This is a genomic window from Paeniglutamicibacter sp. NPDC012692 (assembly GCF_042901625.1).
Classification (GTDB): domain Bacteria; phylum Actinomycetota; class Actinomycetes; order Actinomycetales; family Micrococcaceae; genus Paeniglutamicibacter.
In genome coordinates this window covers 1,570,143-1,582,591 of the sequence record NZ_JBIBDE010000001.1, presented here as the reverse complement: position 1 = coordinate 1,582,591, position 12,449 = coordinate 1,570,143, and the positions used below count along the sequence as shown (strand labels likewise).

Annotated in this window: 10 protein-coding genes; 4 read left to right on the top strand and 6 right to left on the bottom strand. The window is 64.6% G+C overall.

The window, feature by feature from the left end; translation table 11 throughout:
• Window positions 1-107 precede the first annotated feature (107 nt).
• Both purD and ACFY5D_RS07380 read left to right on the top strand, forming a co-directional pair.
• Complete coding sequence (purD, locus tag ACFY5D_RS07385; protein WP_387527076.1) at window positions 108-1,394, top strand: phosphoribosylamine--glycine ligase; 1,287 nt, start codon at window positions 108-110, stop codon at window positions 1,392-1,394.
• Window positions 1,395-2,300: a phosphoribosylaminoimidazolesuccinocarboxamide synthase gene (locus tag ACFY5D_RS07380; protein WP_387527073.1), complete on the top strand. Its 906-nt coding sequence runs from the start codon at window positions 1,395-1,397 to the stop codon at window positions 2,298-2,300.
• Between the two features lie 94 nt (window positions 2,301-2,394).
• Here ACFY5D_RS07380 and ACFY5D_RS07375 read toward each other — a convergent pair whose 3' ends face one another.
• From ACFY5D_RS07375 to ACFY5D_RS07355, 5 genes are all read right to left on the bottom strand, one after another.
• Window positions 2,395-2,850: a hypothetical protein gene (locus ACFY5D_RS07375; RefSeq protein ID WP_387527070.1), complete on the bottom strand. Its 456-nt coding sequence runs from the start codon at window positions 2,848-2,850 to the stop codon at window positions 2,395-2,397.
• Between the two features lie 50 nt (window positions 2,851-2,900).
• Complete coding sequence (locus tag ACFY5D_RS07370) at window positions 2,901-4,709, bottom strand: ABC transporter ATP-binding protein (RefSeq protein ID WP_387527067.1); 1,809 nt, start codon at window positions 4,707-4,709, stop codon at window positions 2,901-2,903.
• A gap of 5 nt (window positions 4,710-4,714) precedes the next feature.
• The gene (locus ACFY5D_RS07365; protein WP_387527622.1) at window positions 4,715-6,499 is read right to left on the bottom strand and encodes an ABC transporter ATP-binding protein; all 1,785 of its coding nucleotides are present in this window, start codon (window positions 6,497-6,499) and stop codon (window positions 4,715-4,717) included.
• Between the two features lie 124 nt (window positions 6,500-6,623).
• Entirely contained in the window at window positions 6,624-7,577 is a 954-nt protein-coding gene (locus ACFY5D_RS07360) for a metallophosphoesterase (RefSeq protein ID WP_387527064.1), read from the bottom strand.
• Between the two features lie 4 nt (window positions 7,578-7,581).
• Window positions 7,582-9,819, bottom strand: a complete 2,238-nt coding sequence (locus tag ACFY5D_RS07355; protein ID WP_387527062.1) for a transglycosylase domain-containing protein — start codon at window positions 9,817-9,819, stop codon at window positions 7,582-7,584.
• A gap of 284 nt (window positions 9,820-10,103) precedes the next feature.
• On the opposite strand from ACFY5D_RS07355, the gene ACFY5D_RS07350 reads away from it, so the two are divergent.
• Window positions 10,104-10,580 carry a RidA family protein gene (locus ACFY5D_RS07350; RefSeq protein WP_387527059.1) on the top strand — a complete coding sequence of 159 codons (477 nt, stop codon included), beginning with the start codon at window positions 10,104-10,106 and terminating at the stop codon, window positions 10,578-10,580.
• Window positions 10,581-10,602: 22 nt separating this feature from the next.
• Window positions 10,603-11,553 (top strand): NUDIX hydrolase, encoded by a 951-nt coding sequence (locus ACFY5D_RS07345; protein ID WP_387527057.1) that lies wholly within the window; start codon window positions 10,603-10,605, stop codon window positions 11,551-11,553.
• A 93-nt stretch (window positions 11,554-11,646) separates the two neighbouring features.
• Here the strand turns inward: ACFY5D_RS07345 and ACFY5D_RS07340 are convergent, their stop codons facing one another.
• The gene (locus tag ACFY5D_RS07340; protein ID WP_209999193.1) at window positions 11,647-12,324 is read right to left on the bottom strand and encodes a Crp/Fnr family transcriptional regulator; all 678 of its coding nucleotides are present in this window, start codon (window positions 12,322-12,324) and stop codon (window positions 11,647-11,649) included.
• Window positions 12,325-12,449 lie beyond the last annotated feature (125 nt).

Below are 12,449 nucleotides of genomic sequence, written 5' to 3'. Positions count from 1 at the left end.
CCAACGAGCATATGCCGGGGCGGGAAAAGTTTGCCGTTGCGCCCAATGCGTCGGACCAAAGACTTCGGGAAGCCACTGCGCCGCCGGAACCGGTAGGCTTAAGCCTCGTGAAGGTACTGGTTATTGGCCCCGGCGGCCGCGAACATGCACTGATCCGCGCACTGGCTGCGGACCCCTACGTCACCGACCTGCATTGCGCACCGGGTAATGCCGGCATTTCGCGCGATGTCTCGACCCATGAGATCGACGCCCAGGACCCCGCGGCAGTGGTGGCACTGGCCCGGGAACTGGGTTCGGATCTGGTCGTGGTCGGCCCCGAAGCACCACTGGCTGCGGGTGTGTCCGACGCGTTGATCGCGGCGGAGATCCCGGTCTTTGGCCCCACCAGGGCGGCTGCCCAGCTTGAGGCCTCCAAGGCCTTCGCCAAGAACGTCATGGCAGAGGCCGGCGTTCCCACGGCAATGGCAAAGGTCGCCACCAACACCGAGGAAGCAGCCGATGCGCTCGACACCTTCGGTGCCCCCTACGTGGTCAAGGACGACGGGCTTGCCGCGGGCAAGGGCGTCGTGGTTACCTCCGACCGCGCCGAGGCCCTGGCCCACGCGGAGACCTGCTTCGAGGCAGGTGGAACCGTCGTCATCGAGGAGTTCCTCGACGGCCCCGAGGTCTCCCTCTTCGTCATCTGCGACGGCACCCACGCCGTCCCGCTGGCACCGGCCCAGGACTTCAAGCGCATCTTCGACAACGACGAGGGACCGAACACCGGCGGCATGGGCGCCTACTCGCCGCTGCCGTGGCTGCCTGCCGGCTTCGTCGACGAGGTCATGGAGCGCGTCGCCTACCCGACGCTGCGCGACATGGAATCCCGCGGCACCCCCTTCACCGGCGTGCTCTACTGCGGACTTGCCATCACCTCGCGCGGCATCCGCGTCATCGAGTTCAACGCACGCTTCGGCGACCCGGAAACCCAGGCCGTGCTTGCGCGACTGAAGACCCCGCTCGGCGGCCTGCTGCTGGCAGCGGCCAAGGGCGAGCTCGACGACGCCGAGCAGCTGCGCTGGCGCCCCGAGACAGCCGTCGGCGTGGTCATGGCCGCGGCCAACTACCCCGACGCCCCGGTCAAGGGTGCCGTCATCAGCGGCCTGGCCGACGCCGAGGCCATCGAGGACGTCTCGGTGCTGCACGCGGGCACCACCAGCAACGAGTCCGGTGACGTGATCGTCTCCGGCGGCCGCGTGCTGGCAGTTGTCGGCCTGGGTGCGGACCTGCATGCCGCACGCGACAAGGCCTACGCCGGCGTCGGCGCCATCTCTTGGGACGGTGCCCAGCACCGCACCGACATCGCACTGAAGGCCGCCAACGGCCAGATCAGTGTCTCGGAAGGAACAAACTAAATGTCAGGCCTGCAAACCGAAACCCTGGATCTCCCGGGCTGGACGCACTTCTATTCGGGCAAGGTTCGCGACCTCTACGTTCCGGCCGGGTCCTCCTTCGCGGAGACCGACCGCGTGCTGGTTGTCGCTTCCGACCGCATCAGTGCCTTCGACTACGTGCTCACCTCCGAGATCCCGGACAAGGGCAAGGTGCTCACGCAGCTGAGCCTCTGGTGGTTCGACCAGCTGGCCGAAATCCCCAACCACGTGATTTCAACCGACGTCCCCGAGGCCGTCGCCGGCCGGGCCATGGTCTGCAAGAAGCTGGACATGTTCCCGATCGAGTGCATCGCCCGCGGTTACCTGACCGGTTCCGGCCTGGCCGAGTACGAGGTCAGCCAGACCGTGTGCGCGCTGCCGCTGCAGCCAGGCATGGTCGACGGTTCCAAGCTGGAGCCGGCGATCTTCACCCCGTCGGCCAAGGCCGAGGTCGGCGAGCACGACGAGAACATCACGTTCGAGGAAACCGCGGCACGCATCGGCGGCCAGCAGGCCGCCGACCTTCGCGACGCCACGCTGGCCCTGTACACCCGCGCCGAGGAGATCGCGCGCACCCGCGGCATCATCCTGGCCGACACGAAGGTCGAGTTCGGCATCGATCCGGCCAACGGCCAGATCACCCTGGGCGACGAGGTGCTGACCCCGGACTCCTCGCGTTTCTGGGATGCCGAAACCTACGCGCCGGGCCAGGCCCAACCGTCATTCGACAAGCAGTACGTGCGCGACTGGCTGACCAGCGCCGAATCGGGCTGGGACAAGAACTCGGGCGAGGAGCCGCCGGCACTGCCCGCGGAGGTCGTCGAGCGCACCCGCGAACGCTACATCGAGGCGTACGAGCGCCTGACGGGCCTGACCTTCAGCGCCTAGAAGCTTGCACGCAAGGGGCCCCGGGACCGCATTTTCAATGCGATCCCGGGGCCCCTCGTCGTGTGTGGCTGTATGGTGTTGGTGCCAGCCGCGGTCAGGACGCGGGAACCAAGGTATTTTCGCCGACCTTGGTCCATCCCGTGGATTCGAGGTCCCGGGTATCCGCATTGTCCCTGACCACAATCATCGACTGGTTGTATCCGATGCCCGACATGTACAGGAGCTGGGGGTCCGGGTCGTCCAGGGCACTGCAGCCCCCGAACCAGCCTTGGTCCGGGCGGGCCGGGAGGTAGACGGCGCAGACCTCTGATTTGTCCTTCGCATAACCGGCGAAGATCCTGTTCCCGGAAGTGGTCGCCAGCAATCGAACACTCGCCTGGTCCAGTTCCTCCGGCGTCCACGCGCGGCCGAGCCCGTCCGGCAGCCGGTCATCATCGGTGGCCTGCCGCTCGAGGGAGCTGAGGCTTGACGCGGCAGAGTGGGCGGAACAGCCGCCCAACGCAAGTGCCGCGCCCAGCAACACCAACGCGGGGATTCCTGCTCGTTTCATGGACCACCAATCGGTTTATGGATACTTGCCGGGATGCAATGCGGCCGGGGCTAGACCATCGAGTCGCGCCAGGCCTTGTGCAGGGCCGCGAACCGGCCGTCCCCGCTGATCAGGTCGGCGGGAGAGCCGTCCTCCACGACATTGCCGTCGTGGACCACCAGCACCCGGTCGGCGATCTGGACCGTGGACAGGCGGTGCGCGATGATCAGCGCGGTGCGGTTTCCCAGCAGCGTCTGCAGGCCACGCTGGACCGCGCGTTCGCTCGGGATGTCCAGCGAGCTGGTGGCCTCGTCGAGGATCAGCACGGCAGGGTCCGCCAGGAAGGCGCGCGCGAAGGAAATCAGCTGGCGCTGGCCGGCCGAGACGCGGCCGCCACGCTTGTTGACGTCCGTCTCGTACCCGTCGGGCAGCGCGTTGATGAACTCGTGGGCACCGACGGCGCGGGCTGCCAGGACGATCTCCTCGTGGCTTGCGCCCGGCTTGCCCAGCGCGATGTTCTCGGCCACGGTTCCGGAGAACAGGAAGGATTCCTGGGTCACCATGACCACGTGGCGGCGCAGGTCGTCGTTGGCGATCTGGTCGATTCGGACCCCGTCCAGCGTCAGCGAGCCGGAGCGCAGGTCGTAGAACCTGGCGATCAGCTTGGCAAGCGTCGACTTGCCGGCGCCGGTCTGGCCCACCACCGCAACGGTCTGCCCGGCCGGGATGTCCAGGTCGAACCTGTCCATGACGACGGGGCCGTCGCCGTAGCCGAAGACAGCGTCCTTGAACTCCAGGTGGCCGGTGACCCTGCCCAGCGGCCGGGGCTTGGAGGGTTCGACGACGGTCGGCTCCTCCTCGAGCAGCCCGGAGACCTTTTCCAGCGCCGCCGTTGCGGCCTGCAGGGAGGAGTAGAACATGGCGATGTTCTCGACCGGCTGGAAGACGCGCTTGGTGGCCAGCAGGAGGGCGACCAGCACACCGACGGCCAGCGTGCCGTCGATGACGCGGAAGCCGCCCCAGGCCAGCACCGCGGCCATGCTGAGCCCGCCGATGAGCACCAGACCCGGCTGCAGCACGCCAAACAGGTTGATGGAGCGGATCGAGTTGTCGCGGTACTCGCCGGCGACGTTCGCGTAGTTCTGGTCGTTCGAGGCTTCCTTGCGGAAGGCCTTGACGGCGCGGATGCCGGTCATGGTTTCCACGAAGGTGCCGATGAGCCTGGCCGAGACGACCCGGGATTCGCGGTAGACGGTTTCCGAGCGGCGCTGGTACCAGCGGAAGAGCAGGCTGATCGGAACCATTGCGGCAACGACCACCAGGCCGCTGCGCCAGTCCAACACGAAGATGGAGACCAGCGTGAAGATCACGAACACGCTGGAGGAGACGAGCTCGGAGATGCCCTGGTCCAGCAGCTCGCGCAGGGTCTCGAGGTCGGAGGTCTGCCGGGAAATGATGCGGCCCGAGGTGTAGCTTTCGTGGAATTCCAGGCTCAGCCGCTGGGTGTGCCTGAACACGCGCAGGCGCAGGTCAAGGAGCATCGCCTGGGAGATCCGGGCGGTGCACACCACGTACCAGCCGAGCAGGCTGCCGGCCAGGATTGCGCTGAGCAGGTAGACGCCGCCGGTGATTCCCAGGGCGGCGAGGTTTCCGTTCTTGACCTGCGGCAGGCCCCAGTCGATGGCCCAGGCGATGATCAGCGGGAAGGAGGCGCTGGCCGCGTTGGACACGATGACCAGCAAGACGGTCAGCGCGAGCATCGGCTTCTGCTTGCCGGCCAGCAAGGCCAGCAGCCGCCACGACCTGGCGCGGACGCGCGCCCGCTCGGACTTGGAAAGGGTGATGGCGTCTTCGTTGGACACACCCGTGTTTTGGCTCATGACCCTTACGCTTCCTGGTCCAGGTTGTCGGCGGTTTCTTCCTCGAGGCTGGCGATCACGAACCGGTAGTGGTCGTTGCGACCGAGCAGTTCGGAGTGGGTTCCCACGTCGTCGATGACGCCGTCGCGCAGCAGTGCCACGCGGTCAGCCAGGGCCACAGTGGATGGCCGGTGGGCCACGATGAGCGTGGTGGTTCCGGCGAGGGTGCGGCGCAGGCGCTCGGTCACCGCTTCCTCGGTGCGCACGTCCAGTGCCGAGAGCGGGTCATCGAGGATCAGGACCCGGGGCTTCGCGGCGATGGCGCGGGCCAGGGCGATGCGCTGGCGCTGCCCGCCGGAAAGCGAGAGACCTTCCTCGCCGATGACGGTGTCCAAGCCCTCGGGCAGCGCGCGGGCGAATCCCGCCTGGGCGGTGTCGAGGGCCTCGTTGAGCAGCACCTCCGTCTCCTCGGCCGGCATGGCCGGTGCGCCGAGCAGGACGTTGTCGCGGATCGAGGACGAGAAGAGGATGGTGTCCTCGAACGCGACGGCGACCTCGCGGCGCAGCGCGGTGAGGTCCCACTGGCGCACGTCGATCCCGTCGATGAGCACCGAGCCGCCGGTCGCCTCGTAGAGGCGCGGGACCAGATGCAGGAGCGTGGATTTTCCGGTGCCCGTCATGCCCACCAGCGCCATGGTTTCCCCGGGTTCGACATCGAGGTCGATCTTTTGCAGGATGGGCGTGCTCTCGTCCGTGGCGTCGGGGAAGCGGAATTGGACCTGGCGCAGTTCAAGGTGGCCGCGAGGGTTGTCGGGGGTCAGCGGATTCGCGGGGGAGGCGATGGTGTTTGGCGTGTCCATGACCTCGAAGTGGCGGTCCAGGGCCGTCTTGGTCGTCAGGGTCATGCCAAGGAGCATGCCCATGCCCTCGACGGGCCCGGCCAGCACCGCGGCCGTGGCGAAGTACGCAACGAGCGCGCCGACGCTGAGCTGTCCCTCGGCGGTGAGCCAGAGCCCTGCGACCAGCCCCGCGGCCAGGGTGATTTCGGGGATGGAAACGACAAGGAACAGGAAGTTGCCGAGTGTCTTGGCCTTGACGATTTCGGTGTCGCGCAGCTGTTTGGCGCGGTCCTGGAAACCGTCGTACATGTGTTTGCCGCGGCCGAAGGCCTTGATCACGCGGATGCCGTGCACGGATTCCTCGACGGCCGTGGCAAGGTCTCCGGCCTGGTCCTGGCTGAGCCGGCTGGCGGCACGGAACCTGTTGCGGAAGTGGAAGGCCCTGATGGCAATGGGGATCGCACCGGCCAGGTAGATGGTTCCGAGGACCCAGCTGCTGGAAAACATGAGGATCACGCCGGTGGTGACGGTGACGGTGGCCACCACGAGCATCAACGCGCCGAAGGCAAGCCAGCGCCGCAGCAGGTTGAGGTCGGACATGGAGCGCGAGAGCAGCTGGCCCGATCCCCAGCGGTCGTGGAACGCCACGGGCAGCTGCTGCAGGTGCTCGTAGAAGCGCACGCGCAGCTGGGTCTCGAGGCGTGCCGCGGGGGTGATGACAAACTGGCGGCGCAGGAACACCAGCACCGCTTCGAGGACGCCCAGCCCGCCGACCAACGCCACGGCCAGCCACACGTTGCCGCCCTCGCCGGCCGGGTGCAACACGTTGTTGACAAGCCAAGCAAGGACCTGCGGAATGGTCAGCGCGATGATTCCCGCGCCCAGGGCGCAGAGGAACCCGAGGCTCAGCCGGGGCAGGATCGGTTTGACGAAGGGCGCCAACCGGGCGAACGTCTGGCGCAGCGTGGGCACCCCCGACTGCGGTGCATGCCCTTGTGGTACTGCCACTTTTCCGACCCCATTCCACCGTACGCGTCACTGACCTGTGAATACGTTACAGTGATCGGTTGGGAATCTTCAATCGGAAGCTGACCGGTTACGCCCTGGCCGTCAGCGTGAACAAAATGGCCTCGGGCGGGCACGCAATGCGGATGGGAGTGAAGCGCGAGGTTCCGATGCCCGCCGAGATGTTCATCGGCGTGCTACGTCCCATGTGTTCCCAGTAGGTCAGGCCGCTGGCGCGCCAGGTCGGCAGGTCGCAATTGGTGACCAGGGCGCCGTAACCCGGGATGCAGACCTGTCCGCCGTGGGTGTGGCCGGCGAAAATCAGGTCGGCACCGGCCGCAGTGAACTTGTCCAGCGTGCGTTGGTACGGTGCATGGGCGAGCGCAATGCGAAGGTGCGGCGCTTGGTTGGAGGTGGAAGAACCAGCCGGCCAACCGGCGAATCGGTCCAGTTCAAGGTGCGGGTCGTCGACACCCGTGAAATCCAGCCGCGTTCCGTTCAAGGCCATCGAGTGGCTGCGGTTGGTCATGTTGACCCACCCGGCGGCACCGAAGGCACTGTGCATCGCCTGCCACGGCAACTGGTACTTGGGGGAGTTGCGAGGGGCATCGGTCCGCTTGCGCAGGTAGCGCAGGGGGTTCTTCGGGCGCGGGGCAAAATAGCAATTCGAACCCGGAACGAATGCCCCGGGGAAAGCCATCAGCGGGCCCAGGGCATCAAGCAGGGAATCCAAGCCCTCGCTGTGGCCCAGGTTGTCACCCGTGTTGATGACCAGGTCCGGATTCAAGTCGGCCAGCGAATGGAGCCAGCGGCGCTTGAGTTCCTGGTTGGGCACCATGTGGATGTCCGACAGGTGCAGGATCCTGATCGGTGCAGCGCCCGGAGCCAACAGCGGCAGCGTCTCCTCGCGGACTCCGAAACGGGTGGTCTCGCTCATGCCGTAGCCGATGAGGACGCCCGCACCGGCGGCTGCCGCACCAACGGCCAAAGCGGCCCCACGCACAGTGCGTGAGACCGCTGAGGCCAGGCGATGGGTGTTCGCCATGTGATTAGTCATCGTTTTCCGTCTGATTTTCCTTGGCCGGCTTTTCCTTGGCCGGCTTTTCCTTCGACTTGTTGTCGGCCGCTGGCGCTTCATCGTTCGAGGAATCGCCATTCGACGAGTTGTCGTTCGAGGAGTCGTCGTTGGAGTTCGACTCCGCCTTCTTCGGCTCGGGCTTCGGGGCCGGGGCCGGGGTTGCCTTGCCGAGCGAACCGGCCGGGTACAGGCGTCCAACTTCGTGCATGTAGTTGGTCCACATCGGTGCGGCCCAGGTGCCCGAGTCGACCCACCGGCGAGCGACGCCATTGACCACGGCGCCCGGGGTCTCTAGGTTTCGATCCTTGTCCCAGCGACCAACCCAGGCCGCGGTGGACATGCCGGTGGTGTAACCAACAAACCAGGTCGAGGTGGCGCCGTTGTTGGTACCGGTCTTGCCAGCGATCGGGTAGCCAATGGTGCCCTTGGCAACCTTTTGGCTGGCGATCTTTTTCAGCGTGCCGTTCAAATCGGCCACAACCTGTGGCTCGAGTTCCTGGCTGCAGGTGACCGGCTTGACCTTGTACTTGTTGCCGCTGGAATCGGTGACAGAGGTCAGTGCACGGTTTTCGCAGAACTCGCCGTTGTTGGCGAAAGCCGCGAATGCGGTGGCCTGTGCCAGCGGGGTGATTTGGGCCGAACCGATGATGAAGGACGGGTTGACCGGGGAGATCGGCTGCGGCGTGGTGGTCTTCTTGCCGGTCTCCAAGTCGGTGAAATTGCCGTAGTCGATCAGGCCCAGTTTCTCGGTGTTCTCCGAGATATCGCAGAGGTCAAGCTGCGAGGCTTCGGACACCGTGAAGGAGTTGACCGAATTGAACAGACCGTAGTCAACCGTGCCCGACGAGGCCCAACCGTCAACAGCGTTGCCTGGCGTCCAGCCCCCGTATGCGGTGGTGGATCCGCCGGGAAGGCACGACGCCTTCCAACGGAATGACGCCGGGTAGTTTTTGTCGCGCGGTGCGTTGATCGTTTCATACATGCCGCGGCCGGATTGGAGCCATGCCAACGTGGTGTAGGGCTTCATCGTGGAGCCGCCCTGGAAACCGCCGGCGCCGCCCTTCGACGATTCAACGGCGAAGTTGTACTCGGTGAACTGGCGTCCCTTTTCGGGGGAGTACTTCTTGTTCTGTCCCATGGCCAGGATGTTGCCCGTGCCGGGCTCGACGGTGACGATCGCGGCGCCGATGTTGGACTTGTCCTTGGCCGGGATCATGTTCTTGGTCTGCTTTTCGGCGGACTTCTGCAGGGCCGGGTCAAGGGTCGTCTTGATGGTCAGGCCGCCGCGGTAGAGCAAGTTCTCGCGGTCCTTCTTCGTCTTGCCGTAGGTGTCGTCAGTGGTGATCAGCTTGGTGACGTAGTCACAGAAGTAGTTGGCCGATTCGGCCGCGATGCAGCCGGACTTGGTTTCGCTTGGCTTCAGGCCCAGACCGGACTTGACTGCCTTGTCGTAGGCCTTCTGGTCGATGGCACCGGTGCGCAGCATGGCAGCCAGCACGGTGTTGCGGCGCTTGATGCTGCGCTCGGGGTACTTCTCCGGGTTGTAGCCGTTGGGAAGCTGAACCATGCCGGCGAGCATGGCAGACTGCTGCAGGTTCAGGTCCTTGGCGTCCACGGAGTAGAAGCGCTGGGCGGCTGCCTGGATGCCGTAGTTGCGTCCGGAGAACAGCACGAGGTTCAGGTAGCCCTCGAGGATCTCGTCCTTGGACATTTCCTTTTCGATGGAAATGGCGAGCTTGGCTTCGCGGGCCTTGTCGGCGATGTTCTTGGTGCCGGAGATCGTCATCTCGGAGCGATCCACGCCGTTGATGGAGTCGGAGTTGATCAGCAGGTTGTTCACGTACTGCTGGGTCAGCGTCGAGGCACCCTGCTGCGAGGAGCTGGTGAAGTTGTTCACCGCGGCGCGGGCGATGCCGCGCACGTCGATTCCGTTGTGCTCGTAGAAGCGCTCATCCTCGATCGCGACGATCGCCTTGCGCATGACCGGAGAAATGTCGTCCAGCTTCACCGGCTGGCGATTCTCCGAGTAGAACGTCGCGATGACCGAACCATCTTTGGCAAGGATCTTCGATGGTTCTGCGATCGGCTCCTCTTTGAAGCTCGCGGGCAGGGCATCGAAAATCTCGGACCCTGCCTTGGCGCCGCTGCCGGCAAAGGAAGCGACAGGAACCATGAGTCCTGCCGCAAGTACGCCACATAATGCGCTCACCCCGAAGAAGGCAACGATCTTGCCGAGGGTGGTAGCTGTATCAAAAAAAGGAGACTTTTTAGCTGCCATACCCACTAGTTTACAAGGACGCGCTAACGTATCCGTTATGACCAAATGGGAGTACGCCACTTTGCCGCTAATTATTCACGCCACGAAGCAGATCCTGGACCAGTGGGGAGAAGACGGTTGGGAGCTTGTTACCGTTGTCCCCGGACCAAATGGAAATGCCCCGGTCGCTTACCTGAAGCGCCCCAAGGCCTAAGCACAGAAACGAGAAAAAACCCATGCAAGAACAGACAACTTCCGCAGTAGAGGCACGCCTGGCCGAGCTCGGCTTCGAGCTTCCTGCCGTCGCCGCACCCGTTGCCGCCTACGTGCCGTCCATGGTCACCGGAAACCTGGTTTACACCTCCGGCCAGCTGCCGTTTATTAACGGCGAACTCACAGCCACCGGCAAAGTCGGCGCAGCCGTTTCCGCCGAGGTCGCAGCGGGCCAGGCCCAGGTCTGTGCGCTGAACGCATTGGCCGCGATCAAGGCCGTTATTGGCGATCTCGACCGCATCACCCGCATCGTCAAGGTTGTGGGCTTCGTTTCGTCCGATCCTTCCTTCACCGGCCAGCCGGTTGTCATCAACGGAGCCTCCGAATTCCTCGGCGCCGTTCTGGGCGACAAGGGCGTGCATGCCCGTTCGGCAGTGGGCGTTGCCGCCCTGCCGTTGGACGCACCGGTTGAAGTTGAACTGATTGCAGAGTTTGAATAATCCGCATGATCCGAGTGGCCCCGTGAACGGCGTACCTGTGGTGAAATCCCAGGTCCCGTCCACGGGGCTCTTGCGTAGGCTCTTTCCGCTGCCGCCTACGCAGTACGACGCGGCCGAAAACTGGGTTTCCTACGGCAGCCGCACCCCGCGCGCCACCCGCAGGGCCTCGTCCGTGGTGTTGATCCGTGACTCCCCGAACGGCGTGGAAACCTATCTGGGATATCGCAAGGGTGGATCTCCGCTCGGGAGTGTCGCGTTTCCGGGCGGAAGCCTTGAAGCCAGTGACGAAGATGAAATCCCTTGGTACGGACCCAGCCTTTCGGAATGGTCCAAACGCCTGGGAATCCTCGACCAGCGGCTGGTGCGGGCCCACATTGTCTGCGCGATCCGTGAGCTCTTCGAGGAAACGGGCGTGCTGCTCGCCGGAACCGATGAGTTGTCGGTGGTCGAGAACTGCGTCAGCGAGGACTGGATGCAAATCCGGGAGGCCGTCGCGGGCCAGGACAAGTCCTTTGTCAGCGTGTTGACCAAGCGCGGACTGGGCCTGCGTACAGACCTTCTGCGTCCGCTCTCGCACTGGATCTCCCCGAATTTTGCCTTGCGCAGGTTCGACACCCGCTACTTCGCCGCTGCATTGCCGGTGCGCCAGGAACCGTCGTTGCTGCAAGACAAGGGCGGCTGGGCTGCATGGATGGTTGCTGCGGACGTTCTTGCCTCCCGAAACACCACCAGCCTCGGAGACACCGCAGGGGCGCCGGACACCGTCGGGCTGCCGCTGAGCATGATCACCACGCCGGCCGTCGAGGTCATCCTGGAAAAGATCGCTTCCACACGGGGAACCGTCGCGTATCTTTCGGTGCGCCGGGAGCTCAAGAGCTACCACCCCGACCTGGTGCAGGTCGGCGACGACTTCTTCTTGGATGTCACCACCACCACCGCAGCCGAAGGCGGCGGAGGCGGGCGAGGACGCTAGACGCCGCTCCCCGGCATCCAAATGGCTTTTAAAGCAATGTGGCGGTGTTTCCCGGAAACCGGGAAACACCGCCACATTATTCTGCTGTGGGACTTAGCGTGAGCGCTGGCGCAAACGCTGGATGTCCAAGATCACGACGGCGCGTGCCTCGAGACGCAGCCATCCACGCTGCACGAACTCGGCCAAGGCCTTGTTCACGGTTTCGCGCGAAGCACCAACCAACTGTGCCAATTCTTCCTGGGTCAGCTCGTGGGCAACCAGGATTCCATCGGTTGCCGGACGGCCGAAACGGTCGGCCAGATCCAGCAGGGCCTTGGCAACGCGGCCCGGAACATCCGAGAAGACCAAGTCGGCAAGCGACTCGTTGGTGCGGCGCAGGCGTGAGGCAAGGGCCTGAAGCAACTGAACCGAAACCTCCGGGCTGGTCATGATGACCTTGCGCAGGTTTTCGTGACGCAGGCCGGCGAGGCGAGTCTCGGAGACTGCCGTTGCGGTTGCGTTGCGTGGGCTCGGATCGAACAGTGCCATCTCGCCGAACAACTCGCCCGGGCCGAGTACCGCAATCAGGTTTTCACGACCATCGGAAGAAGTGCGACCCAGCTTGATCTTGCCCGAAACGATGAAGTAGAGCTGGTCGCCCTGATCTCCCTCGCGGAATACCGAAGCACCACGGGACAGATCCACTTCAGTTAGTTCTTCAGTCAATGCAGAGAACACCTCGTCGCCCAATGATGCGAAGAGTGGTGCTCGGCGCAGTACCTCGATGTCCATAAAATCTCCTGTCAACTGTCGTTAGCGCTCATCTAATTGTGCCGTACTGTTTGCCCATGTGACAGCTTCCACACGCATTTTAGGCCTAAATGTGGTTAGAATCGCGGGGAACTGTCAGCCGTCCC

Excerpts from the sequence above, each read along its gene's own strand:
- ACFY5D_RS07380 (WP_387527073.1), top strand. The coding sequence starts at position 1,395 with ATGTCAGGCCTGCAAACCGAAACCCTGGATCTCCCGGGCTGGACGCAC.
- ACFY5D_RS07375 (WP_387527070.1), bottom strand. The coding sequence starts at position 2,850 with ATGAAACGAGCAGGAATCCCCGCGTTGGTGTTGCTGGGCGCGGCACTT.
- ACFY5D_RS07370 (WP_387527067.1), bottom strand. The coding sequence starts at position 4,709 with ATGAGCCAAAACACGGGTGTGTCCAACGAAGACGCCATCACCCTTTCC.
- ACFY5D_RS07360 (WP_387527064.1), bottom strand. The coding sequence starts at position 7,577 with ATGGCGAACACCCATCGCCTGGCCTCAGCGGTCTCACGCACTGTGCGT.
- ACFY5D_RS07350 (WP_387527059.1), top strand. The coding sequence starts at position 10,104 with ATGCAAGAACAGACAACTTCCGCAGTAGAGGCACGCCTGGCCGAGCTC.
- ACFY5D_RS07340 (WP_209999193.1), bottom strand. The coding sequence starts at position 12,324 with ATGGACATCGAGGTACTGCGCCGAGCACCACTCTTCGCATCATTGGGC.